Origin of the sequence: Phocaeicola coprocola (genome assembly GCF_041333015.1) — a bacterium.
GTDB classification, from domain to species: Bacteria; Bacteroidota; Bacteroidia; order Bacteroidales; family Bacteroidaceae; genus Phocaeicola; species Phocaeicola coprocola.
Map to the genome: position 1 here is coordinate 1,183,529 of NZ_JBGKGM010000004.1, position 26,638 is coordinate 1,210,166.

At 43.7% G+C, this 26,638-nt stretch carries 21 protein-coding genes; 12 read left to right on the forward strand and 9 right to left on the reverse strand.

Translation table 11 applies throughout. From position 1 onward, the window contains the following. The first annotated feature begins 95 nt into the window (after positions 1–95). The 3 genes from recJ (at position 96) to ACDG22_RS15770 (ending at position 4,959) form a co-directional block, all read left to right on the forward strand. Entirely contained in the window at positions 96–1,814 is a 1,719-nt protein-coding gene (recJ, locus tag ACDG22_RS15760; RefSeq protein WP_007571403.1) for a single-stranded-DNA-specific exonuclease RecJ, read from the forward strand. A gap of 102 nt (positions 1,815–1,916) precedes the next feature. Beyond that, the gene (locus tag ACDG22_RS15765; protein ID WP_007571405.1) at positions 1,917–3,812 is read left to right on the forward strand and encodes a RecQ family ATP-dependent DNA helicase; all 1,896 of its coding nucleotides are present in this window, start codon (positions 1,917–1,919) and stop codon (positions 3,810–3,812) included. A 43-nt stretch (positions 3,813–3,855) separates the two neighbouring features. Then, positions 3,856–4,959, forward strand: coding sequence for a linear amide C-N hydrolase (locus ACDG22_RS15770; protein ID WP_118484202.1), 1,104 nt, complete (start codon positions 3,856–3,858; stop codon positions 4,957–4,959). Here ACDG22_RS15770 and ACDG22_RS15775 read toward each other — a convergent pair. The 5 genes from ACDG22_RS15775 to ACDG22_RS15795 all read right to left on the reverse strand — a co-directional run bounded on the left by ACDG22_RS15775 (position 4,922) and on the right by ACDG22_RS15795 (position 10,129). Next, positions 4,922–6,298, reverse strand: coding sequence for a VWA domain-containing protein (locus tag ACDG22_RS15775; RefSeq protein WP_270230699.1), 1,377 nt, complete (start codon positions 6,296–6,298; stop codon positions 4,922–4,924). The two genes, ACDG22_RS15770 and ACDG22_RS15775, sit on opposite strands and share 38 nt — an antisense overlap. Beyond that, the gene (locus tag ACDG22_RS15780) at positions 6,213–7,850 is read right to left on the reverse strand and encodes an AAA family ATPase (RefSeq protein WP_178270097.1); all 1,638 of its coding nucleotides are present in this window, start codon (positions 7,848–7,850) and stop codon (positions 6,213–6,215) included. The genes ACDG22_RS15775 and ACDG22_RS15780 overlap by 86 nt, the downstream gene beginning before the upstream one ends. 3 nt (positions 7,851–7,853) lie before the next feature. After that, a complete protein-coding gene (locus ACDG22_RS15785) occupies positions 7,854–8,741 on the reverse strand; it encodes a DMT family transporter (RefSeq protein WP_178270096.1) in 888 nt (295 codons plus the stop codon). Between the two features lie 285 nt (positions 8,742–9,026). Next, complete coding sequence (locus tag ACDG22_RS15790; RefSeq protein WP_178270095.1) at positions 9,027–9,629, reverse strand: hypothetical protein; 603 nt, start codon at positions 9,627–9,629, stop codon at positions 9,027–9,029. Beyond that, complete coding sequence (locus ACDG22_RS15795; RefSeq protein WP_178270094.1) at positions 9,614–10,129, reverse strand: NAD(P)H-dependent oxidoreductase; 516 nt, start codon at positions 10,127–10,129, stop codon at positions 9,614–9,616. The genes ACDG22_RS15790 and ACDG22_RS15795 overlap by 16 nt, the downstream gene beginning before the upstream one ends. A 275-nt stretch (positions 10,130–10,404) precedes the next feature. Between ACDG22_RS15795 and ACDG22_RS15800 the strand changes: the two genes are divergently transcribed. Together ACDG22_RS15800 and ACDG22_RS15805 are read left to right on the forward strand one after the other, a co-directional pair. Next, a complete protein-coding gene (locus tag ACDG22_RS15800; RefSeq protein WP_178270093.1) occupies positions 10,405–10,983 on the forward strand; it encodes a helix-turn-helix domain-containing protein in 579 nt (192 codons plus the stop codon). A 13-nt stretch (positions 10,984–10,996) separates the two neighbouring features. Then, on the forward strand, positions 10,997–12,649 hold the full coding sequence (locus ACDG22_RS15805) for an AMP-binding protein (protein WP_270230700.1): 1,653 nt from the start codon (positions 10,997–10,999) through the stop codon (positions 12,647–12,649). A 108-nt stretch (positions 12,650–12,757) separates the two neighbouring features. On the opposite strand, the gene ACDG22_RS15810 is transcribed toward ACDG22_RS15805, so the two are convergent. Further along, on the reverse strand, positions 12,758–13,462 hold the full coding sequence (locus ACDG22_RS15810; RefSeq protein ID WP_007571433.1) for a TapB family protein: 705 nt from the start codon (positions 13,460–13,462) through the stop codon (positions 12,758–12,760). A 126-nt stretch (positions 13,463–13,588) separates the two neighbouring features. Here ACDG22_RS15810 and ACDG22_RS15815 point away from each other — a divergent pair, with 126 nt between their 5' ends. Continuing rightward, entirely contained in the window at positions 13,589–14,539 is a 951-nt protein-coding gene (locus ACDG22_RS15815; protein WP_007571435.1) for a tetratricopeptide repeat protein, read from the forward strand. Positions 14,540–14,802: 263 nt separating this feature from the next. Here ACDG22_RS15815 and ACDG22_RS15820 read toward each other — a convergent pair whose 3' ends face one another. Next, positions 14,803–15,972: a MalY/PatB family protein gene (locus tag ACDG22_RS15820; protein WP_007571437.1), complete on the reverse strand. Its 1,170-nt coding sequence runs from the start codon at positions 15,970–15,972 to the stop codon at positions 14,803–14,805. A gap of 329 nt (positions 15,973–16,301) precedes the next feature. Here ACDG22_RS15820 and ACDG22_RS15825 point away from each other — a divergent pair, with 329 nt between their 5' ends. Genes ACDG22_RS15825 through ACDG22_RS15840 form a run of 4 tightly spaced genes read left to right on the forward strand, consistent with a single transcriptional unit; the run spans position 16,302 to position 20,201 of the window. After that, on the forward strand, positions 16,302–17,144 hold the full coding sequence (locus tag ACDG22_RS15825; protein ID WP_007571439.1) for a prephenate dehydratase: 843 nt from the start codon (positions 16,302–16,304) through the stop codon (positions 17,142–17,144). Then, complete coding sequence (locus ACDG22_RS15830; protein ID WP_007571442.1) at positions 17,119–18,303, forward strand: pyridoxal phosphate-dependent aminotransferase; 1,185 nt, start codon at positions 17,119–17,121, stop codon at positions 18,301–18,303. Before ACDG22_RS15825 ends, ACDG22_RS15830 begins: the two co-directional genes overlap by 26 nt. 29 nt (positions 18,304–18,332) lie before the next feature. After that, on the forward strand, positions 18,333–19,400 hold the full coding sequence (locus ACDG22_RS15835; RefSeq protein WP_178270091.1) for a bifunctional 3-deoxy-7-phosphoheptulonate synthase/chorismate mutase type II: 1,068 nt from the start codon (positions 18,333–18,335) through the stop codon (positions 19,398–19,400). Positions 19,401–19,427: 27 nt separating this feature from the next. Next, positions 19,428–20,201, forward strand: coding sequence for a prephenate dehydrogenase (locus ACDG22_RS15840; protein ID WP_007571445.1), 774 nt, complete (start codon positions 19,428–19,430; stop codon positions 20,199–20,201). A gap of 405 nt (positions 20,202–20,606) precedes the next feature. Here ACDG22_RS15840 and ACDG22_RS15845 read toward each other — a convergent pair whose 3' ends face one another. Further along, on the reverse strand, positions 20,607–21,215 hold the full coding sequence (locus tag ACDG22_RS15845) for a porin family protein (protein ID WP_007571447.1): 609 nt from the start codon (positions 21,213–21,215) through the stop codon (positions 20,607–20,609). A 238-nt stretch (positions 21,216–21,453) separates the two neighbouring features. Then, on the reverse strand, positions 21,454–22,956 hold the full coding sequence (locus tag ACDG22_RS15850; RefSeq protein WP_007571448.1) for a glycoside hydrolase family 10 protein: 1,503 nt from the start codon (positions 22,954–22,956) through the stop codon (positions 21,454–21,456). A gap of 234 nt (positions 22,957–23,190) precedes the next feature. Between ACDG22_RS15850 and uvrA the strand changes: the two genes are divergently transcribed. Together uvrA and ACDG22_RS15860 are read left to right on the forward strand one after the other, a co-directional pair. Continuing rightward, positions 23,191–25,965: an excinuclease ABC subunit UvrA gene (uvrA, locus tag ACDG22_RS15855; protein ID WP_178270090.1), complete on the forward strand. Its 2,775-nt coding sequence runs from the start codon at positions 23,191–23,193 to the stop codon at positions 25,963–25,965. A gap of 139 nt (positions 25,966–26,104) precedes the next feature. Next, the gene (locus tag ACDG22_RS15860; RefSeq protein WP_040312219.1) at positions 26,105–26,635 is read left to right on the forward strand and encodes a carboxypeptidase-like regulatory domain-containing protein; all 531 of its coding nucleotides are present in this window, start codon (positions 26,105–26,107) and stop codon (positions 26,633–26,635) included. The last annotated feature ends 3 nt before the right edge of the window (positions 26,636–26,638 follow it).

Sequence of the window (26,638 nt, forward strand, 5' to 3'; positions counted from 1 at the left end):
TCTTTCTTTTTTTCTAATTTTACAGATTGAATAACTAGGGTAAAAAAGCTTTTTGCCCGTGTCTGAAAAAGAAAAGAAAGAAAAAATATATATAAATGAATTACAAATGGAATTATCAACCTCCGACACTAGAACAGCGGGAAGCAGCTAGAGCACTGGCTAAAGATATAGGAATCAGCCCTATATTATGCCGGCTTCTCTTGGAAAGAGGAATAACCTCTACTGCCGAGGCCAAACAATTTTTCCGCCCTCAGCTCAACGAACTGCATGATCCGTTCCTTATGAAGGACATGAGCATTGCAGTAGAACGACTGAACAAAGCTATGGGACGGAAAGAACGTATCATGGTGTATGGAGATTACGATGTAGACGGTACTACAGCAGTCGCATTGGTTTATAAATTCCTTCAACAGTTCTATTCGAACATCGACTACTACATCCCCGACCGTTACAACGAAGGGTATGGAGTATCGAAGAAGGGAGTGGATTATGCTGCCGAAACAGGCGTAAAGCTTATTATTGTATTAGACTGCGGTATCAAAGCCGTGGAAGAGATTACGTATGCCAAGGAAAAAGGCATCGACTTTATTATTTGCGACCATCATGTACCAGATGATGTGTTGCCGCCTGCTGTTGCCATATTGAACCCTAAGCGGTTTGATTCAACTTATCCGTACGATCACCTCTCAGGATGCGGTGTCGGATTTAAGTTCATGCAGGCTTTTGCCATCAATAATGGAATCGAGTTTCATCAGCTCACCCCACTGCTCGATTTGGTTGCAGTAAGTATCGCCTCAGACATCGTACCTATAATGGGAGAAAACCGCGTGCTTGCCTATCATGGGCTGCGTCAACTCAATTCTAATCCCAGTATCGGGCTGAAAGCCATCATCGATGTTTGTGGTTTGTCCGAACGGGAAATCACGATGAGCGATATTGTCTTTAAAATAGGTCCCCGCATCAATGCATCCGGACGCATACAAAACGGGAAGAAGGCAGTCGATTTGCTGATTGAGAAAGACTTTCAGGCAGCACTCGAAAAGAGCAACCAGATAAACCAGTTCAATGAGACTCGCAAAGACCTGGACAAGAGCATGACCGAAGAAGCAAATAAGATTGTCGATCATCTGGAGAAACTGTCCGAACGCCGCTCCATCGTCATCTACAATGAAGCTTGGCACAAAGGAGTTATCGGTATCGTAGCTTCCCGATTGACGGAAATCTATTACCGTCCGGCTGTCGTTCTGACACGTACAGACAATCTGGCAACAGGTTCTGCACGATCGGTTTCAGGCTTCGATGTATATAAAGCAATCGAACATTGCCGTGACTTGCTGGAAAACTTCGGAGGACATACGTATGCTGCGGGACTTTCCATGAAGATTGAAAACGTACCGGAGTTTACACGACGCTTCGAGCAATATGTAACCGATCATATCTTGCCGGAACAGACCAGTGCGACGATAGACATCGATGCCCAACTGGATTTCCGCGACATCACACCGAAGTTTTTCTTCGATTTGAAGAAGTTTAACCCCTTCGGTCCGGATAATCCGAAACCCGTCTTCTCAACGCTGAATGTTTACGACTATGGAACAAGCAAGGTGGTGGGGCGCGATCAGGAACACATCAAGTTGGAACTGGTGGACAACAAATCGAATAACGTGATGAACGGCATCGCTTTCGGACAAAGTTCGCAAGCACGTTACATCAAAACCAAGCAATCGTTCAATATCTGTTATACGATTGAAGAAAATACGCACAAACGTGGAGAAATCCAATTACAGATAGAAGACATAAAGCCTTCTTTCTAAACAATACATAATGATGAATGAAGAACGGAAACTGATGCAGTAAGTTCTTTCATTCATCATTATTCTTTCAAGACTTTCATTTATAACTTCTCATTCAACACCGTGGACTATAAAAGCATACTGAAACAATATTGGGGATACGACAGTTTTCGAGGTATCCAGGAAGATATCATCAACAGTATAGGCAGCGGACGAGATACACTCGGACTGATGCCTACGGGAGGAGGAAAGTCTATTACCTTCCAAGTGCCTGCCCTCGCCCAACCTGGATTATGCCTGGTTGTCACCCCTCTTATTGCCCTGATGAAAGACCAGGTACGCAATCTGCGCGACCGGGGAATAAAATCAATAGCTGTCTATTCGGGTATGACGCGTGAAGAAATTGTCGTGGCACTGGAAAACTGCATCTTCGGCGATTATAAGTTTCTCTATATTTCGCCCGAACGACTGGACACGGAAATTTTCCAGACCAAGCTGAAAAGCATGAAGGTAAGCATGATTACCGTCGACGAATCACACTGTATATCTCAGTGGGGATATGATTTCCGTCCAGCCTACCTCAAGATCTCAGAAATCAGAAAACTGCTTCCAGGAGTACCAGTGCTTGCTCTTACAGCTACAGCCACGCCCGAAGTGGTAAAAGACATTCAGAAACGACTGGATTTCAGAGAAGAGAATGTTTTCCGGATGAGTTTTGAACGGAAAAATCTTGCCTATATCGTCCGCCGCACAGAAAACAAGGCTGAAGAACTTCTTCACATCCTGACCAGTGTACAAGGTTCAGCCATTGTATATACGCGCAACCGTAAAAAGACAAAAGAAGTATCTCAATATCTGAATGAACAAGGTATTACTGCAACGTTCTATCATGCCGGACTGAACAATGATACCAAAGACCAGCGTCAGAAGGGGTGGATAAACGGAGAGTTCAGAGTCATGGTAGCAACCAACGCATTCGGTATGGGTATTGACAAGCCCGATGTACGACTGGTGGTACACATCGATTTTCCCGATTCTCCCGAAGCATATTTTCAGGAAGCGGGACGCGCCGGACGTGACGGACAGAAATCGTATGCGGTACTGCTATACGCACGAAGTGATAAAACCTTATTGAACAAACGCATAGCCGATACTTTTCCGGAAAAGGAATACATCCGTCAGGTTTATGAGCACATCAATTATTATTATCAGATGGCAATGGGCGACGGACTTGGCTGTACGTATGCGTTTAATATAGATGAGTTCTGCCAGAATTTCAAGCATTTTCCTATCCGGGTAGACAGTGCGCTGAAGATTCTTACCCGGGCGGGATATCTGGAATATACCGACGAACAGGATAATGCCTCACGCCTGATGTTCACACTGCGGCGTGATGAACTGTATCGCATCCAGGAAAATAATCCTGACACAGAGAATCTGATTCGCATCATTCTGCGTTCGTACACCGGTCTGTTCAGCGACTATGCCTATATCAATGAAGAAACGCTTGCATTAAGAAGCGGACTTTCCCGTCAGCAGGTGTATGAAACACTGGTACTGCTCACCAAACGGCACATTTTGCATTATATTCCGGGGAAGAAAACACCCTACATCATATATACACGCGAACGCCAGGAAAGTGAACGTATCGTACTGAACCGAGATGTTTACGAGGACCGGAAAGCCAGTTATGAGCAGCGAATCAAGGCCATGCTGGAATATGCCGATGCTGAAAACAAATGCCGGAGCCGCATACTTTTACAGTATTTTGGCGAGAAAAACGAACACAACTGCGGATTGTGCGATGCCTGTCTGGCGAAACACTCCTCGGGACTGAAACATGGAGAATTTGAAGACATACGCAACCAGATAATGGACATTCTGCAATCACCATGTTCCTCCCACGACCTGCTGGAAGCTCTTCCGGGAGATAAAGAAAAAAATACAAAAGCCTTATCATACCTACTTGCAGAAGAAGTAATCGGACAGGAACACGGGAAACTATATATCTGCAAATGAACATATTTCTAATACCGATTGTTATATAAGAAAAACACTGAATATGAAATCTAAATTATCAATTTTACTGCTTGGCATAGCTGGTTGGTTTGCATCACAACCTGCAAATGCCTGTACAGGCATCACACTGAAAAGCAAAGACGGAACTACAATCGTTGCACGTACCATCGAATGGGGCGGAAGCAACCTGAACAGCCAGTATGTTATTGTTCCAAGAGGATATACGGCACAGTCGTACACTCCTGAAGGAATCAACGGAATGAAGTTTACGGCACGATATGGTTATGTAGGACTTGCCGTAGAACAAAAGGAATTTATCGCTGAAGGCGTAAACGAAGCCGGACTGTCTGCCGGACTGTTCTATTTCCCGTCTTATGGAAAATACGAAGACTACAATGCTTCGGAAAAAGAAAATACAATCTCCGACCTTCAACTTGTTTCGTGGATATTAGGTAACTGTGCTACGCTGGATGAAGTGAAAGAAGCGGTAAAGAGTGTACATGTAGTCAACATCGACCCGCGTTCGTCTACTGTTCATTGGCGGTTTACCGATGCAGAAGGCAAACAGCTAGTGTTGGAAATTACAGGACAGACTCCGCATTTCTTCGAAAATACATTGGGAGTGCTGACCAACTCTCCGGGCTTTGAATGGCAGCTTACCAACCTGAACAATTATGTGAATCTCTTCCCGGGAACAGCTCCGGCACAAGATCTGGGAACTACTCCATTGAAATCGTTCGGAGCAGGAAGTGGATTCCTGGGCATACCGGGTGACGTAACTCCTCCTTCACGTTTCGTACGTGCGGCTTTCTATCAGTCGACTGCCCCACAGCAGGATTCAGCCGAGAAAACAGTGCTTCAGGGCTTTCAGATTCTGAACAACTTCGATATTCCGGTAGGCATTGAATTCCCATTGGGAAAAGTTCCTGCCGACATTCCAAGCGCTACACAGTGGACATCGGCTACCGATATGACAAACCGAACTATCTATTACCGCACCATGTACAACAGTGCGATACGAAGCATCGACTTGCGGACCATTGATTTTGCTAAAGTGAAATACCAGGCCATCCCGCTGGACAACGTCAGCCAGCAGCCTATCGAGCAGATCAAGGTATCTCCATCTCCCAAGTCCGGTCGCAAATAGAAAGATAATCCATTTCGGGACGACTCCCGAAAACCAAAGCATAGAACGAGGTATCTCTATGCTTTACCCCCATAATCTGTTTCATTAACTCATCCCCCACGGGTGGCATCTCGAAATCGGAAATCATTACCACATCCGAGCGATGCCACCCGTTTGTTTGTATCAAACGGACAGCTTCTTTCAATGCCGGAACCATATTGGTTCCTCCGTCGAAACGATAATTCAGGAAATCTGCCAATAAAGGAAAATCTGCACGCAAGTCCTTTATCAGCATGCAGTGGATATCTTCGGCAAAATTAATTACATAGCATTTGCGATGCGTGCCGTCTACCAACTTAGCCACAGCCAGCAGAGCCGACTTTGCCAGTATCTCACGCTTCCCTTGCATAGAGCCTGACGTATCCAGACAAACCACAAACGGTCCCTGTCCACTTACCGGCTTTCTGCCTTTTTGAAGCACCGAACTGTCTTCTGCCGACCGACTGTCGAACACCTGCAAACGTTTCTCTACGAACTTCTGCATGAATACCGGACGAAGTGCCTCATCCGTCAGGTAACAATATTCTACCGGAAGCAGATGATTCAAATCGTTTCCCAATGTTACACCCTCGATATCGCTGCGTACAGCATGACGTACCAGTTGCTCTTCGCGTACTCCTCCCAACGGATCGAAGCTACGTTTCTCACCCTTACTGTGCTTTCCTAACACCCGCACCAGTTCACGAATGTGGCGATTCTGCTCCATAGCCTTCTCATAAGGCACGATACGCCGGTAAAGTTCCGGACGGTTCAACAACAGCCATCTGACGCGCGAACCTGTCACATCGGCAACCGTTTTCAGTCCGTTCTGCTTGTCGAGCAAAACAAATCCTTCACACAACGACCCGATGTGATGATACTGATAATCGTACTCCTTGGTTGTGAGCAAGCGATGCCATTTATCCAGAAAAAGTTCCTGCAGGAGCTTCCGTTCGGGACTGAGCAAAGGCAGACGCTCCAGCCGCTCAATATAGTAAGCAACATCAAGCTCTGCAAGCGAATAACGTTTCCGGAAAGCTGCCTGCATACGATAAAGAAAATCCAGAAAATCAGACGGAAGCAACTGTTCATGCTCGTAAAACACCTCCCATTCGGGCGTATAGCGCGAATAAAACTCCTGCAACGAAGGAGCCGTCTTCCGGTAATAATCCCACACCGTTTCCTCCAGTTCACCGGGAAGCACCGTACCACGCTGTAAAGCTTCGCCCAGGCAATCAAAGCACCTGCGCCGAAGCTCCTCCAAATAAATCGTTTTCAGATTCTTGATCCGGATACTCCTCGTTCTCTTTTCGGTACGCATGTTTCAGTTCATCAAGTTCATTCTTATATTTTGCCAGCGAATCCTGCTGCACACGCAGCATCTCTTCCATCGTCCGGCGCTGTCTGTCGCCCAAGAACAGATGATTGCGGCAATACTCCATCTCTGCTTCGAAAAACTCCCTCGTTCCGGCATCCACCCGCGAAAGAAGCTCTTCCAGTTCCCGGAAACGAGCGTTTAAATCGCTTTCCGGACGCACTTCAATTGCCGGAAGCGGTTCCGCATCGGGATTACAGCGCAAAGGATATTCATAATTGTTGATAAATACCGAACGTCTTCCCTTACGGAGAGAATAGATTTTGTTCTGAGGAATCTTCCCGCGCATGGAAAGATCGTACTTCTTCAGGATAAAGCACTGCGATTTATATTTGTCTTTATGCAAGTAGAAGAGTTTCCCCGTATCATCGAGCGACTGGAAGTCGGAAGCAAACATCAGCAGACGTCCTGCCAGCCGTACCCGCTCTATCTGGTAATAATACGAATCTACCAGTGTCAGTCCGGGATCGTGATTTTCACGTACCGTACCTTCTGCCATCAGTTCCTCCTTCAGTGCCTGCAACTCACGGTCCACTCCCTGCAAGTTCAGCAGATAACCTTCAGCACTCTGCCGTATCGCTCCGGCAAGCATTTCTTCTGTTATATTCTTCTGTGTCACATCACTCCACAAGCAATGTGCCAGCAGCAGACAGTCCGACAGGCGAACAGCTTCCGAACCGTTCAGGAAAGCCGACGTACGAAGCAGTTTGACAATCTTTTTCCAACGGCGGTCGGACACATACAGAGGAAGTTCCGCAGATTCTTCGTTCTGCAAACGACGGTTGTACTCCTCCATCTTTTCCTTCAGCAGATGGATGACTTCGAAAATGGAATAATGCAAGGTAATGTCCGCTATCTGCTGCTGCCATCCGGCATACTCCTCGTCACCGATAGCTAGTTCCTCCGGCACACATGGCTCACTCTCATCGGCAGAAGCAATCATCCGGTCGAAATCGGACAAATCTTCTACTCCCGTCACCATGACACGCAACAGAAAACGGTCCCACAAAGCCTCCAGTCCCTGTCCTACCGCCGGCAACTCATTCGATGCTGCTACCAGTCCCTTGAGCGGAAGCTGCATCGTCAACCGTCCGTTGCGGAAAATTTTCTCATTGATAGCCGTCAGCAATACATTCTGAATAGCAGGTCCCGCCTTCCAGATTTCATCCAGAAACACCACCGTAGCCGAAGGCAGATAGCCCTCGGTGACACGTTCGTACGTATCGCCTTCCTTTAGCTTTGAAATAGAAACCGGTCCGAAGATTTCATCGGGCGTACTGAAACGCGACATCAGATACTCGAAAGCCTCTCCCCGGCGGAAAGCCAGTTTCAGCCGGCGTGCCACCATACTCTTTGCCACTCCCGGAGGTCCCAGCAAGAAAATACTCTCACCTGCCACAGCCGATAACAACGACAGTGCAATAACATGCTCCTTGCCGAACACACGCTCGTTCAGCTGCTGCAACAACTGTTGTATGCGCAATCTCAAATCGTCCATGCTTTACGGTTTTAATTGATTTCTCTTTGCCTGCCAAACTACTCTTCCCGTCTGCATCACGACAGACAGAAAAATCAGTCCCAGTCCGGTATAGAAACTGAAATTCAGATCTTTCGCCTCACGGAAAATAATCATAGCCAGAATAATGCTGTAAATAGGCTCCAGATTGTAAGTCAGATTAAACGTAAACGCTGAAATCTTCTTCAACACCTGTATCTGAAGAATGTACAGCAAGACGGTACAAACCGAAGCGAACAGCAGCAAATAGCCGAAATCAGTAGCCGAAGGCAATATGGTTGGTACAGGAAAGAAATACAAATATACAGGAAGCATACAGGTCAGTCCCGCAAAACCCCCTCCCATTTCATACAGCAAGGTAGTGCCCGACGGATAACCCGAAGCCACTTTCTTGTTGCAGATAGTAAACAGGGAAGCCAGCGCCGACGACACGACTCCCATCAGTATACCCGCACGGTAACGGGTGTCGAAGTGAAAGATAAGCACAATGCCCGCCACTCCTACCAGACTGAACAATATCTCACTTGCCGATACCCGATGCCGGTTGATTACCGGATCGAACAAAGCTGTGAAAAAGCTCATCAGCGACAGACAGACCACCCCGATAGATACATTCGATGCCTTGATACTGCCATAGAAAAACAGCCAGTGAACGGCAAGCAGCAGTCCCACCGAAGCAACACGCAATGCATCGCGGGCAGGAAGTTTCCGCAGTTTCTTCAGCAGAAAAAGTACGATATAAAACAATACACCTGCCAAAAGCATCCGATACCACACCAGCAGTCCTTCATTTAATGTAATCAGTCGACCGAAAATACCTGTACCTCCGGCTATGAGTACCGAGAGGTGAAGTTTGATAAAAGCCTCTTTCATTCGTTTTATTTTTTCGGCGCAAAGGTACAAAACAATTTTGTAGCACGAGAAGCGAACGCTACAAAAAGACATGGCATTAGAATTAACAAAAAGACAGAAAAATACCGCTTACATAAACAAGTAAGGGCAAAACTTCCCAACCAACTGACAAGCCTCAGTGACAAAATCCTTCTTCTGTATGCCGGAAAGACTCTTCCTGTGAAAAATGATAGTCTTCGAACAACCTTTTTAACAAGTAAACGGCAGTATCTGACAGATATTCCCGCGAAAAGTAAAGGATTTTCCCTACTCAATCTTCATGCTCTGCATCTGCTCTTTGATTATTCCAAAACGCTTGCCGTACTGTATCCAGTAACGTGTGGAAGCCCAGATAAACAAACGCTTATTCAGCGGCATGGTAGCTTGTATGTTACAATATTTACCGTTATCGACAGATTTTGCCAGTTTCCTGATTGCCCTCACAGCTATGTAACGGAACGGAGTGCCGAGTATCGCCTCTCCACTTCCCAAAGCCAACACAGATCCTGTGCGATAACCGTTTTTCTGACAAAAGAAACGGAGCATTTCCAAGGCAATATCGTTTTGGTGGTATTCCAGAAAACCGCAATTTATCAGAACTGATACAACAGGCTTCCGCTCCGGTGGGTTGGCTTCCAGATACTTCAGGAAATTCAGTAACCCCACTGGAAGCGAATCGGCATAAAGCGGAAAGACCAACAGTACATCGGAATACTCTGACATTTTCTGACACAGTGCGGCATGGTTGGTCTTCAATATATTGAAACAATCCGACGGTAACTTACAAGCGGTGGAGAATATTTCAGCATATCGTCTGGAATTGGATTTCGGAGCTCGCGGACTACCGTTAAGAATCAGTACTTTTCCCATTTTTCTACAATATCTTTTACCACATCGTTCAACATAGCTTCGGTTGTAAACCTTACTTCATAACTCTCAAAGTTCATATTGGCTGCATTGCGGGCAACCAGCTTTCTGAATAGCTTCTTTTCTTCGGACGAAATATCGCCGTAAGCAAGAATAGTAGCTTTCTTCGGCATTACGGCACGCTGCACGTGATGGGTTTCTCCCTTGTAAATGCGTATAAATGCCTGCTGTACAAGAATGGCACGCTCCAGCATGGTCTTCATCACACTGTCATATCCACCATAGCAGAACCGGCTGACATACAGAACTGTGTCGCTGGCAGCTATACAGGGATATACCCAGGTAGCGTCGTCACGAATCACGCATTTGCCCGGTGTTTTTGTCCAACATCCAAAGCATCCCACACAGTTCGCTATCCGCAAGGATGACAAATCAATGTATTTCACCGCCTCATCTTTCAAGAAACTCAGGTCGACAGGGCGGTCGGTCATTATCAGTTTCATATTTTATCTGTTCAAATTTAAACGAAGCTCAGCCATCTTTGAAAATATGCAAAGCTTATAAAATACACACAACACGATTTCGACCAAGGTTCACAAACCATTTTCCGTATATGTTTTTTTTTGAAAATATTAGCAAGCTCGGCAACTTTAGTAAAAAAGCTGGATAACCTTTTTATACATCCATGGCATGAGTATTATAAAACTTTACTATATTTGCCCAAATCTGATTCATTGAAAGCCACATAACGGCTTTTCATCGTAAAAAACACTATACTATGGATAGAACCAACGTTATTGGAGAAAAAGTAAAAAGCCTTAGAACAGCAAAAGAAATAAGTCTGGAAGAACTGGCAGACCGTACAGGACTTGCCGTAGAACAAATCACACGTATCGAGGAAAATATTGACATTCCTTCGCTCGCTCCGCTTGTAAAGCTGGCGCGTGCACTGGGAGTACGTCTGGGCACTTTCCTCGACGACCAGCCTGATGAAGCGGGTCCTGTAGTATGCCGACGCGGAGATGCTGACGATACCATCAGCTTCTCTAACAATGCACTCGATGCGCATCAGCACTTACATTATCATTCACTGTCGCGCAGCAAGACCGACCGACACATGGAACCGTTTATCGTCGACATCGATGCAAACGGAAATAATGAATTCCATCTGTCTGCTCACGAGGGAGAAGAGTTTATCATGGTACTGAAAGGCACACTGGAAATCAATTATGGTAAATACACGTATCTGCTGGAAGAAGGTGATACGATTTATTACGATTCCATCGTACCTCATCATGTACATGCTTTCGAAGGACAGGAAGCTCGTATCCTGGCTGTAATCTATACTCCTATTTAAACCGCTACCTATTATGATACAATTATCGGAAAGAACACTGGGTGACTGGCTGGAGCACTGGGCCAAGGAAACACCCGATAAAGAGTATATCGTATACTCCGACCGTAACCTGCGGTTTACATGGAGTCAGTTCAACCAACGTGTGGACAATATGGCTAAGGGATTGCTTGCCATCGGTATCACACACGGCACACACGTGGGTATATGGGCGAGAAACGTACCCGACTGGCTGACGTTTCTTTATGCCTGTGCCAAAATTGGTGCTGTAGCAGTTACGGTTAACACAAACTACAAACAGGCTGAGCTGGAGTACTTGTGCGAAAACTCGGACATGCATACGCTATGTATCGTCGATGGGGAAAAGGACAGCAGTTTTGTAGATATGACTTACCGGATGCTTCCCGAGCTGAAGACTTTCGAACGCGGGCACATGAAGAGTAAACGGTTTCCGCACATGCGCAATGTCATCTACATCGGACAGGAAAAATACCGTGGCATGTACAACACAGCCGAAATCCTTCTGTTGGGAAACAACATAGACGATACCGTACTCGACGAAGCAAAGAAAAAAGTCAATTGCCACGATACGGTAAACATGCAATATACTTCAGGTACAACGGGATTCCCGAAAGGAGTAATGCTTACGCATTATAACATAGCCAACAACGGATTTCTTACGGGAGAACACATGAAGTTCACTTCCGCCGACAAGCTTTGTGTATGTGTACCGTTATTCCACTGCTTTGGTGTGGTACTTGCTACGATGAACTGTCTTACACATGGTTGTACACAAGTTATGACGGAACGTTTCGATCCGTTGCTGGTACTGGCTTCCATTCACAAGGAACGCTGTACGGCACTTTACGGAGTACCTACCATGTTTATAGCGGAACTCAACCATCCGATGTTCGACATGTTCGACCTTTCATGCCTGCGTACAGGTATTATGGCTGGTTCTCTCTGCCCGGTAGAACTGATGAAACAGGTGGAAGAGAAAATGTTCATGAAGGTGACCAGTGTATACGGACTGACAGAAGCTTCTCCGGGTATGACACACAGCCGTATCGACGATCCGCAGGAGGTGCGTTTTACTACAGTCGGTCATGATTTTGAATTTACGGAAGTGAAGGTTATCGACCCAGAAACAGGAGAGGAATGTCCTCCAGGTGTACAAGGGGAAATGTGTAACCGCGGATATAATACCATGAAAGGATATTATAGGAATCCGGAAGCTACTGCGGAAGTGATAGACAAAAACGGTTTCCTGCATTCGGGCGACTTGGGTATCAAGGACGAAAACGGCAACTATCGCATTACGGGACGTATCAAAGACATGATTATCCGTGGAGGAGAAAACATTTATCCGCGCGAAATAGAAGAGTTCCTTTATCAGATGCCTGGCATAAAGGATGTTCAGGTAGCGGGTGTACCGTCGAAGAAATACGGTGAAGCTGTAGGTGCATTCATCATTCTGCACGAAGGATGCACAATGAACGAATATGATGTACGTGAGTTTTGCGAAGGAAAGATAGCCCGATACAAGATTCCGAAATACATTTTCTTTGTAAAGCAATTCCCGATGACAGGAAGTGGCAAAATCCAGAAGTTCAAACTGAAAGATTTAAGCCTGGAACTTTGCAAGCAACAAGGTATAGAAATTATCTGATACACAAGTATCAATAAAAAGATCGCACCCGTATTCCTAAGTCGAGAAATCAGAATATCGGGTGCTTTCTTAGAAAGACAAGTATTATTGATGAAATATTAATTCAGATCACTTCACTATTTTTACCAAGATAGTTTTTCCATCAGGTTCTCCCTTGGTATTATAGCTTTCTGATTTTACCAGTCCGATACCTTCGGCATACCATTCTGTTACACGTACGGTTTCGGTCTTCAGAACGATTTTTGTACGCTTCAGGTATGAAATCTTAATACAATCAAACTTACCGGCAGTCGTACTGACTTTCTCTTCACCCATATAAGCTGCACCAGATATATTTATCTCATTCTTCAGCATATTGAAGATCAGCGAATAAGTACGGTCTGGAATCGACTCGCCTGCACTGGCGTGCTTTTTGATAGTAAATGAATTATCACCTTTCAGTTTCAGCTCTTCAGCCATAGCCTGACGGGCCTTCGAATCGTATTTGGCAGGATCTGAATCAGATTTTATATAAGGACCATACATCAAATCTTCCTGGCAGGTAGTAACATTACCATCGTAATTCCAGTTATAAAGTGTATAGCTGGTATTATTCTTGGTCTTATTAGTTACTATTTTGGCAAGATACTGAGCACTTTCTCCTGAAGCATTCTTTACGACATTGTATACCGTAACCGTTTCGTTCGACAGGCTTTGTCCTGCCTCATCATAATTTACATAATGTAATTCCGTACCCTGAGTAGTACAGAAGTATTGTGCCTGCATGGTATGACATGCCAGCAGAGCAACAATGACCAACAGCATTTTTTTCATAACTTATCTTTTTTATTTCACTGTATTATTCGGTTGCAAACATACTAATTTCTTTTCAGCAAACATATCCATTAAGTTAATTTTCTCGTTATCTTTGCAACACATTAACATAAAAGAGATAAAATTATGGGCTTATTATCATCCTTGTTCGGTGGAGGAAAGCCGAACGAAGACCAACAGGCAAAACAGGAAAAGAAAAATTTCGAGATTCTGAAATATGATGGTATCCGCGCACGCAATATGCGCCAGCTTCCCTATGCTATAAAATGTTTTGAGCAGGCAATAGCGCTGAATGATGAACCTGAAACGCTGCAACTGCTTGCCAATGCGTATATAGAAGCCGGACGTACAGACGATGCCCGTATTACACTAGACCGCCTGGTTGATAAAACGCCCGACAATATACAGGCTCTGCTTGCTCTGGCAAGTATCTGTTATATGCAAGAAGATTATGAAAGTATGGATGATGCTTGTCAGAAAGCTATAAAGCTTGACGAAACCAGTGCTCCGGCTTACTATCTTGCAGCAAAGGCTGCACGAGGCATGAAAAATGACCTGCAGGCTATTGTGATGCTGACCAAGGCCATCATGCAAAACGAAGAATATAAAGAGGCTTATCTGCTTCGTGCCGAAGTCCTCTGGGATATGCGTCAGGCTAAAGATGCCATGAGCGATCTGAATAAAGTTCTTTCAGTTTCACCTGATGAAGAGGATGCTTTACTACTTAAAGGAAGAATACACGCAGCACTTGGTCAGGTAGAAGAAGCTCAATCATGTTTCAACCAGGTATTGGAAGTAAATCCGTTCAACGAAAAAGCCTATTTGCTTAAAGGTGAAATGTTAATGGAACAGAAAGAATTCGACCAGGCTATAGAGTTCTATACAGAAGCCATCGAACTAATGCCTCAAAACGCAGTGCTCTATCAGGAAAGAGGACGCATCCGACTGTTAAAAGGTGATAAGGAAGGTTCCATAGAAGATATGAAAAAAGCTATTGAGCTAAATCCGGACAACGAGAAGCTGATTACCGGAAATTATGATAACCTCAAGCAAAACTCTGCTCCGGGAATTTATTAATATGCTACTTTTTAAATAAGACAAAGGGAAAACGTCAACAAAATTGATAAAACTGCAATTGTCAATTGCCTCAATATAGAAGAATATAATCCACTGATTTATTTAAGAAGTCTGGAATTATAATATTTTCAAACGAAAAAGAGTCGTATCAAACTACATGATAAAAAGTTTGATACGACTCTTTAGTTCATAAGAACGAAATTTTCTATTAAAAATTCACATTTCTTAAAAATGTTTTTTTTATATAGCTTTCATATCTATAATTACAACTCATCATAAGCCTCTTTCAACTGCTTCATTGCCTGTTCAAGTACAGAACGCGGACATCCGACATTCATTCTCATAAATCCCGTACCCTCTTTTCCAAAAGTCGTACCACTGTTCAGAGCTAAATGCGCATGAGATACAAAAAAATCTTCAAGCTGCTGCTGTGGCAGATTCAACTCCCGACAGTCAAGCCATACCAGATACGAAGCCATCGGAAGCATTGCCTTAATCTTAGGCATATAAGTTTTCAGGTAATGATCCAAATAATCAATATTACCTTGTATATAAGCCAGACATTGTTCCAGCCACTCTGTTCCATTAGAATATGCAGCCTCTACTGCCGGAAAGGCAAAAACATGACCTCCGCCAAACTCACAGCTTTCCATATAAGTAGTAAACCGTTTGTGGAGTCCCTCATTATAGATAATAGCATGCGAAGCAGCTACTCCTGGCATATTAAATGCCTTACTAGGAGCCATGAACGTAACGGAATTATTCTTTGCACGCTCGGAAATCATGGCAAAAGGAACATGATGACGAGGTGGCAACGTCAGATCGGCATGAATTTCATCCGAAAAGACAATCACATTATCTTCAGCACATATGTCTGCAATCGCCTTCAGCTCATCGTGTGTCCAGACCACACCGCCCGGATTGTGAGGATTACATAATATAAACACACGTACCCCTTTTATCTCTTTGCGGAACAAATCCAAGTCCATGCGATACGTTCCATTTTCCAGTATCAACGGACACTCTACCACTCTTCGGTCATTACGAGTTACCAGCCACGAAAAAGGATGATAAACAGGAGGCATAATCATTATTTTATCTCCCGGATGAGTAAAGGCATTGATTGCCATTCCCAACCCCGGCACAATGCCCGGCACGTAAGTAATCTGTTCTTTTCTTACCTTCATACCATAACGGGAATCTACCCAGTTGATAACGGCCTGATAATAGCTATCAGGTTTGCAGGTATAGCCCAGCACAGGATGCTCACAACGCTTGCGGATTGCATCAATCACAAACGGTGGAGTTGCAAAATCCATATCGGCTACCCACATCGGAATAAGATCGTCCCTACCCCATATACTCTTCATTCCTTCAACTTTTTCAGCACCCGTTCCCCGACGGTCTATCAGTTCATCAAAATTATAATTCATGGTGATATTATGTTTTAATTAGCGAGTTTGTTCTAACACAAATTTAATCGAATATGTCGTGTAAAGAAAATATTTAAAGAAAAAGTTCATAAAACTATTGTTTTTTCAAGAAAAGTATTACATTTGCAACCGTAATGATAACAAAATAACAGAACAAAAATGAAAACATTTGCGACATACTTCTTCTTTTACTTTTTTTACTTTTACTTTAGCAATGAAGTGAAGCGGGAGTTCGCATATGTACGATAAACCAATGAATAAGTAAAAACAATATAACGAAATCCCGCTTCTGGAAAGAAACGGGATTTTTTATTTTAAACCAAGAGCAAATGAAAAAGATAGCAATACAAGGTGTTCCGGGCTCATACCACGACATTGCCGCCCACAAATATTTCAAGGATGAAGAAATAGAGTTAATCTGTTGCAATACATTCGAAGAAGTATTCGAGAACATGCGCAAGGACAGCAATGTAATCGGAACAGTTGCCATAGAAAATACAATTGCCGGAAGCCTGCTTCATAACTACGAATTACTCCGCGAAAGTGGAGCTACTATCATCGGAGAACACAAGCTTCGTATCAGCCACAACATCATGTGTCTGCCCGATGAAAGCTGGGAGGACCTGACAGAAGTAAACTCTCATCCGGTAGCCCTGGCACAATGCCGCGAATTTCTCCAGCACCATCAGGAACTGAAAGTTGTAGAAACCGATGATACTGCCGGAAGTGCCAAAAACATCCACGAAAAACAACTGAAAGGACATGCAGCCATCTGCTCCAAATATGCAGCAAGCATGTATGGAATGAAAATACTTCAGGAAGGAATTGAAACCAACAAACACAATTTTACACGCTTTCTTATAGTATGCGACCCGTGGATTGCCGACGACCTGAAAGACCGTTCGAAGGTAAACAAGGCAAACATCGTTTTCTCACTTCCACACAATGAAGGAAGTCTTTCGAAAGTTCTTTCCATTTTTTCATTCTACAACATAAACCTGACTAAGATACAATCATTGCCCATCATCGGACGCGAATGGGAATATATGTTCTACGTAGACGTGATGTTCAATGATTACCTGAGATATAAACAATCTATCGATGCGGTAACCCCGCTCACTAAAGCACTTAAAATTTTAGGAGAATATGCAGAAGGAGAATCAACATTATAATATACAGCCCGCCGACAGACTGGCTAGTGTCAGCGAATATTATTTCAGCCGTAAACTGAAAGAAGTGGCAAAGATGAACGCCGAAGGTAAGGATGTCATCAGCCTGGGTATAGGAAGTCCGGACATGCCGCCATCGGAAGAAACCATCAATGTATTATGCGAAAATGCCCGCAAGGCAGATGCACACGGCTACCAGCCCACAGTAGGTATACCTGAACTGCGCAAGGCGATGGCCGACTGGTACAAACGCTGGTACAATGTCGATCTTGATCCTGCTACGGAAATACAGCCGCTCATCGGATCAAAGGAAGGTATCCTGCATGTCACACTGGCTCTCGTCAATCCGGGAGATCAGGTTCTGGTTCCTAATCCGGGATATCCTACCTACACTTCACTAAATAAAATATTAGGAAGTGAGATCGTCAATTATAACCTGAGGGAAGACAATCACTGGCAACCCGATTTTGATGAACTGGAGAAAATGGATTTGAGCCGTGTGAAAATTATGTGGACCAACTACCCCAACATGCCGACAGGAGCAAATGCCACCATGGAGTTGTACGAAAAGCTGGTCGACTTTGCCCGCCGCCACAACATCGTCATTGTAAACGACAACCCATACAGCTTCATTCTGAACCATAAGCCTATCAGTATCCTCAATGTTCCGGGAGCCAAAGAATGCTGTATCGAGTTCAACTCCATGAGTAAGAGCCACAACATGCCGGGCTGGCGTGTAGGTATGCTTGCCACCAACGCGACTTTTGTACAGTGGATTCTGAAAATAAAAAGTAATATCGATTCGGGAACTTTCCGTCCCATGCAGCTCGCTGCCGCACAGGCATACCGCAACAGTGCAGAATGGCACGAAGAAGCAAACATCAACGTATACAGCCGCCGTCGTAAACTGGCGGAGGAAATCATGACTACACTGGGATGTACATTCGATTCTGATCAGGTAGGTATGTTCCTTTGGGGAAAAATTCCTGAGAGCTATACTGATGTAGAAGACCTGACAGAGAAAGTATTACACGAAGCACGGGTATTTATTACTCCGGGATTTATCTTCGGAAGCAACGGAAAACGGTATATCCGCATTTCTCTCTGTGCCAAGGAAGGAAAACTGGCTGAAGCCCTTAAACGCATCAAAGCAATTTTCTAAAGAATAATAAATTAAAAAGACAAGATAATATGGAACTAAATTTGCAACCCATCGAACTGGAAGGTGTATCAAAAGAACGCCCTCTTATCATAGCAGGTCCTTGTAGTGCCGAAACAGAAGAGCAAGTTATCTCAACTGCTACCCAACTGACCAATAAAGGTATCAAGATTTTCCGTGCCGGAATATGGAAACCACGTACCAAACCCGGAGGTTTCGAAGGTATCGGTGTGGATGGTCTTGCATGGATGAAACGAGTTAAACAAGAAACAGGCATGTACGTAGCAACCGAGGTTGCAACGGCAAAGCACGTATACGAATGTCTGAAAGCAGGTATCGACATCTTGTGGATCGGAGCACGTACCACTGCCAATCCGTTTGCCGTACAGGAAATAGCTGACGCACTGAAAGGAGTAGATATTCCTGTTTACGTAAAGAACCCTGTCAATCCGGATCTGGAATTATGGATCGGAGCTTTGGAACGCATCAACAACGCAGGATTGAAGCGTCTGGGAGCTATCCACCGCGGATTCTCGTCATACGATAAAAAGATTTACCGTAACTTGCCACAGTGGCATATTCCAATCGAACTGCGCCGCCGTATTCCTAACCTGCCTATCTTGTGCGACCCAAGCCATATCGGTGGAAAGCGTGAACTCATTGCACCGCTCTGCCAGCAGGCAATGGACCTGGGACTGGATGGATTGATTGTTGAATCTCACTGCAATCCGGATTGTGCATGGAGTGATGCGGCACAGCAAATTACTCCAGATGTACTCGACTACATCCTGAATCTGCTGGTTATTCGTAAAGGGCATCAGTCAACAGAAAGCTTGCACGAACTTCGTCTGCAAATCGATGCGTGCGACAACGAACTGATGGAAATCTTAGCCAAACGTATGCGTGTATGCCGTGAAATAGGTACATTCAAGAAAGAGCATAACATGACTGTCCTTCAGACCGGACGTTACAACGAGATACTCGACAAGCGTGGTGCGCAAGGTACATTATGCGGAATGGATGCCGATTTTGTCAAACAAGTATTCGAAGCTATCCACGAAGAAAGCGTACGCCAGCAATTGGAAATCATTAATAAGTAAGTAAATAACAGACTTTTATAAGAATCTATGAGAATATTAATTTTGGGAGCCGGAAAAATGGGTTCCTTCTTTACCGATGTATTGAGTTTCGACCACGAAGTGGCAGTATTCGATGTGAACCCAAAGAAACTGCGCTTTATGTACAACTGCTGTCGGTTTACCAATACTCAAGAAATAGAAGAATTCAAACCCGAACTGGTTATTAATGCAGCAACGGTAAAATATACTCTTGATGCATTCAATCAGGTTTTGCCCATTCTCCCGAAAGATTGTATCATAAGCGATATAGCTTCTGTAAAAACCGGACTGAAAGAATTTTACGAAAATTGTGGATTCCGCTATGTATCTACTCACCCGATGTTTGGTCCTACGTTTGCCAACCTTGACAAGCTAAGTACGGAGAATGCCATCATCATCAAGGAAGGCGACCATCTGGGAAAAATTTTCTTCAAAGATCTGTATCAAAGACTGGGACTTAACATCTTCGAATATACATTCGAGGAACACGATGAAACAGTAGCTTACTCGCTGTCTATCCCCTTTGTTTCTACGTTTGCCTTCGCTGCGGTAATGAAACATCAGGATGCTCCGGGAACAACATTCAAACGGCATATGGCAATAGCCAAAGGAGTGATGGGCGAAGATGATTTTCTGTTGCAGGAAATCTTGTTCAACCCACGTACTCCGGCACATGTAGAAGGTATTCGTACAGAACTCAACGAGCTGTTGGATATCATCAACAAAAAAGATGCTGAAAGAATGCGTGCCTATCTTACAAAGATTCGCGAGCATATCAAATAATATAGATGATTTCCAAACGGAAACATGGGATGACTTTACTTACAGTTTATAAGTTGACATTCTAAAAGTCCCTCTGTTTTCAGCCTGATATTGCAACAAATTAAGGCTGAAAACAGAGGGACTTTTCTTTTAAGGTTTCGATTTATCAGATTTTCCAGGCCTAAACCTTACGTTTACAACGACCTGTTTTCTTCATAAAATCAATACCAGCTTTCACAAAAAACATCAGCATATTATCAGCAATTCTTCCTGATATTTTTTTTAAATTTGTACAAAAAAGCAGATAAACATCAGCTAGATTTAAAACAAAGAAATACGGAAACAGCTGCACAATCCATAAAAAAAGCGGTCAGACCATTTGTCACAGTCCGACCGCTCTATACTTAGAACAAATTTAATACGCTATCAGAAGCGATAACCCACAGTTATCATAAAAGCCAGGTTTTTATTATTTTCCTGTGTCAGGCTTTTCTTAAACATGTTAGTAAAACCATACTGGCCTGTCAGATTCAGCAAATATTTATATCCCAGTTCAAAACCTACTCCATACTGCAAACCTACAGCACAACGGTTCATCAATGCTTCGTCAGCTCCGTCTATCTTCTTAAACAGTTTAGTTCCAACTTCAGCACCTCCTGATTCCACAGTCGCTTTTCCGCCCAAACCAAATCCTACATAAGGACCGGCATTTACAACAAACGTATTACCTTCGCTGATGGGTAATTTTATAGCAGCCAATAAAGGAATATCCAGATAAACAGGATTAATTTTCGCATCAACACCTTTCTCAGATCCTTTACAACCTTTGCTTGTAAAATTCAAACCAGTCTGGAAGGCCCACATATCAGTAATGGCATAATCCATTCCTACTCCTACCGAATAGCCAATCTTCAAGTCTGCATCACTATTGGTGATGTTTGCCATAGACATACCTGCATGTACATCAAATTTCGCCTGAGAAAAACCGGCAAGTGTACACAATCCTAAAACAACAGTTAATAATAACTTCTTCATAACTGATATTGTTTTTATAAGGTTCTCGTCCCCAAAGAATCTTAGTTTTTGTTTCCGAAGTGCAGGGACTGCTCTTTACAGGCACACTTCTGTTTGTTTTGTATCTATTAGCAAAGATAATCAATTCTTTCAATATAACAAATTTAAAGGAGAAGAACACAATATTGAACACATCAGTCTGTTCATAAAAAAATCCGTCCGGATTCCTCCGAACGGATTTCTTAACTTAATAAATATTTTACAACTTAATTTTTTTCTTAACAGCCTTCGATTCATTATGCAGACGGTCGAGTGCAGTCACGACATAGCGGTACTTAGTCTTTCCGTTTTCATAAGGAAGTTTATAGAAAGTATTAGTAGTGATTTCAACAATATGAGAAGGATCATTCAGATTAACCTTTTCATCGTTATTGAAGCGATATACTACATAACGCACAGCCTTGTCCATTTCATCTTTCGCCTTAGGAGCTGTCCAGAACAAAATATATCCGTCGGCAGTCCACACCGGTTTCAGTTTTTTCACTTTACCCGGAGCCTCTTTATCGATAAAAGGAGAAGCCGGAATCAAAGCTGGATATTTGTGGTAGACATTTGCCAGAACCTCACGATAGTTGCCTTTATTTTCTACCACTGCAGCAGCATACCACTGACAGCTTCCCTGTACGGTTGGAAGCATACGCTGCAAGTTATATTTGGCAAGCATCTGGTGCTGTCCCGGATTTTTCAGATCTGGCTTTGTTACAGTACGAACTACGTCTTGTCCGATAAACAGTGGACGTGCGGCAGAATGACGCGCCCACCAGCGGATCAGTTTATCATAATCTGCTGCCGGATGACCGATTTCCCAATAGATCTGAGGGATATTATAATCTACCCAGCCATTGTTGACCCAAAGCAGTACATCGGCATACAAGTCATCGTAATTCTGAAGTCCGTTTGTATCGCTTCCATTCGGATCTGATTTTCTGTTACGATAGATACCGAAGGGAGAAACACCAAACTTAACCCATGGCTTACAACTGCGTACAGTTTCGTGAATTTCTTTTATCAAGACATTGACATTATCTCTACGCCAGTCGGCCTTGTTGGTAAATCCGCGACCATAAGCAGCAAAGCTGATGTTGTCTGGAAATTCTTCTTCCGGATTCGGATACGGATAAAAATAATCATCCATGTGAATAGCGTCAATATCGTAACGAGAAACGATATCTCTTACAATCTTGCAGATATAAGCTCTCGATTCAGGATATCCGGGATCGAAATACAGCTGTCCGCCGTAACGTACAAACAAATTAGGGTATTTATTATAAGGATGCATAGGCGACAATGCCGTAGTTCCCTTGGTCTGTGCACGATAAGGATTTATCCATGCATGAAGTTCCATGCCACGCTTATGACATTCTTCCACCATGAAACGAAGCGGATCCCAGCCTGGCTGAGGAGCTTTTCCCTGCAATCCGGTAAGGAAACGGCTCCAGGGTTCATAGGTCGACGCATAAAGAGCATCACATTCGGCACGAACCTGAAATATAATCGCATTGATACCCGCACCTTTCAGGTTATCCAACTGACGGATCAGAGTCGCTTTCATCTGTTCTGTGGGCATACCTTGAAACTGACCGTTCACACATTGTATCCACGCACCGCGGAATTCACGCTTTGGATGCATTGTCTGTGCCTTAACACTTCCGGCAACAAATAAAAGCATTGCCAGCCAAATCAATAAAACTTTTGATTTCATATTTTTTATACATTATAATCGAGAGGGCAAAGATAAGGAAAAAATAATCAATAACTTACTTTTTCCTCGAATCGATAAAAGAATAAAGCAATGAGGACCTGTTTTACACATGTGAAAGCAATAAGCAGAGTTTTTTCCAAAATTGAAGCTATTAACACTCCTTATTTATCTTTTGTTTCACGATATGCATAAAATTCACTATTTTTGTCTATCAAAAACCAAACGAATCCAAGCATGTCTGACAGTAAATATATATCTATAAAAGGCGCGAAGGTAAACAACCTGAAAAATATAGACGTTGATATTCCACGTAATAAACTAGTAGTCATTACGGGGTTGTCCGGTTCCGGAAAATCCTCACTGGCATTCGACACATTGTATGCCGAAGGACAGCGTCGCTATGTGGAAAGCCTTTCATCGTATGCACGCCAGTTCCTGGGACGAATGAGCAAACCTGAATGTGATTTCATCAAAGGTATTCCTCCTGCCATTGCTATCGAACAGAAAGTAATCAGCCGGAATCCGCGTTCTACCGTAGGTACATCGACTGAGATATACGAATATCTGCGTCTGCTGTTTGCACGTGTCGGCAAAACTTATTCGCCGATAAGCGGTCAGCTTGTAAAAAAAGACAGCCCCGAAGATATTGTAAACTGCATGCTCTCATATCCGAAAGGTACACGCTATACGGTACAGACTCCTATCATTTCCCGAGAAGGACGCAGTGAAGCCGAACAGATAGAAATGGATATGAAACAAGGATTCACCCGTCTGGAAGTAAACGGTGAAATGGTTCGTATGGAGGATTATCAATATAATCCTGCCGATACGATATACCTGCTGGTGGACCGTATGAGCTGCGATGATACAAAAGATGCAATCAGCCGCTTGACCGATTCAGCAGAAACAGCTATGTACGAGGGTGACGGAGCTTGTCTGCTGCGCTTTTACCTGCCCGACGGAAGTACCAAACTACATGCCTTCAGTACAAAATTCGAGGCAGACGGTATTAAGTTTGAAGAGCCCAGCGACCAGATGTTTTCGTTCAACTCTCCTATCGGCGCATGCCCTACGTGTGAAGGTTTCGGAAAGATTATCGGTATAGACGAGCATCTTGTCGTACCCAACCGTGCATTGAGTGTTTACGACGGTGCTGTGATGTGCTGGAGAGGAGAAAAAATGAGCGAATGGCTCACCGAATTCCTGCGCGAAGCTCCGGCGCACGATTTTCCTATATTCGAGCCTTACTATAACCTGACTCAGGCACAGAAGGATTATTTATGGCACGGACCGCGTGACAAAGTCTGCATCGATTCGTTCTTCAAGATGCTGGAAGAAAATCAGTATAAGATACAGTACCGCGTAATGTTAGCCCGTTACCGTGGTAAGACAACTTGTCCGGAGTGTCATGGCAGCCGTTTGAAGAAAGAAGCGCTTTATGTCAAAGTGGGAGGACGCACCATTGCAGAACTGGTAGAGATGCCGGTTTATCAGTTGAAAGAATTTTTCCGTACCTTGCAGCTCGACGAACATGACAAGATGATAGCCCAACGCTTGCTGAATGAAATCAATAACCGATTGACCTTCCTGCTCGACGTCGAACTTGGATATCTTACATTAAACCGACTCAGCAACTCACTTTCCGGGGGAGAAAGTCAGCGAATCAATCTGGCAACCTCACTGGGAAGCAGTCTGGTAGGTTCACTTTATGTTTTGGACGAACCTAGTATCGGACTTCACAGCCGAGATACAGACAAGCTTATCAAAGTACTCCGCCAGTTGCAACAGCTGGGCAATACGGTTGTAGTGGTAGAGCATGATGAAGAAATCATCCGTGCTGCCGACTATATTATAGATATCGGCCCTAAAGCCGGACGTCTGGGAGGAGAAATTGTTTATGAAGGAGATATGAAAGACCTGCATCCCGGAAGCAACAGCTATACTGTAAAATATCTGCTGGGAGAAGAAATCATCGAACGACCACAGACACATCGTTCGTGGAATAATTATATAGAAATAAAAGGAGCCAGAGAAAACAACCTGAAGGGAATCGATGTACGCTTTCCGCTTAACGTAATGACGGTAGTGACCGGAGTAAGTGGTTCAGGAAAAAGTACGTTAGTGCGCGACATCTTTTATAAGGCACTGAAGCGTGAGTATAGTGAAGGCAGCGACCGTCCGGGAGAATTTATTTCACTGGAAGGTGATATCCAGATGATGAAGGACATAGAGTTTGTCGACCAAAACCCGATAGGCAAATCTTCACGCAGTAATCCTGTCACCTACATCAAGGCATACGACGAAATAAGAAAACTGTTTGCCGACCAGCCTTTGGCCAAACAAATGGGGTACTCGGCAGGGTATTTCTCGTTCAATACCGAAGGAGGACGTTGTGAAGAATGTAAAGGAGAAGGTACTGTAACGGTAGAAATGCAATTCATGGCCGATCTGGTACTGGAATGTGAATCATGTCATGGAAAACGTTTTAAGAGTGATACCCTGGAAGTACGTTACGAAGGGAAAAACATCTATGACATACTGGAAATGACAGTCAACCAGGCTATCGAATTTTTCGATGAACACAAGCAGAAGAAAATAGTAAAAAAACTGCTGCCGCTACAAGAAGTTGGACTCGGATATATCAAGCTGGGACAATCATCCTCTACCCTTTCGGGAGGAGAAAACCAGCGTGTCAAACTGGCATACTTCCTGAGTATCGAAAAATCTCAGCCAACTATTTTTGTATTCGACGAACCGACAACAGGATTACATTTCCACGACATAAAGAAACTGCTAGAGGCATTCAACTCGTTAATAGCACGAGGACATACGGTTGTCATAATCGAACATAACATGGACGTTATCAAATGCGCCGATTATGTCATAGACCTCGGTCCGGAAGGTGGAGATATGGGCGGTAATCTCGTAGTATGCGGCACCCCCGAAGAAGTAGCTCATTGCGGAGCATCATATACAGGGCAGTATCTGTTAGAAAAGATACAAATTTAGCCCATACACATACAAAAAAGAAAGTATATAGAGTAATTTTGATGTTTTTTTGTTAAGGTGCAGTAAACAATATTCCTCACTATATTGTTTAATTAATTATTTATTTTAATCAAAAAAAGAGAGATTTTATGAAAAAAAGTTGTTTTTACTCTGTACTTGCTTCTTCGCCTACATCAGCATAGCGATGGCACAGGTATCGAAGGTGACAGGTGTTGTCATCTCAGAAGAAGACAATCTTCCTATCGTAGGAGCTTCTGTCCTAATAAAAGGGACTAATACAGGAACCGTGACTGATATCGATGGGAAATTTACACTTGGCAACATTCCAGCAAATGCAAAGAAAGTGATAATTTCTTTCATCGGTATGCAAAGTCGCGAATTAGACATTAAACCGGAATTAAATGTAATCCTGAAATCGGATACAGAAGTTCTGGATGAAGTGGTGGTTACCGGTTATGGAGTAACAAAGAAAAGTACATTTACGGGAGCAGCCAATGTAGCAGATTCTACTACACTTGAATCACGCACCGATGCAAACTTCATGAAAGCGCTCGAAGGAAGTATGCCGGGTGTGCAAATGAATAATTCAACAAGTACGCCGGGTGCTCAAGCTAACGTGTATATCCGAGGAGAAAGTTCGGCACAGTTGCATAAGTCCGTGGCAATATAATCA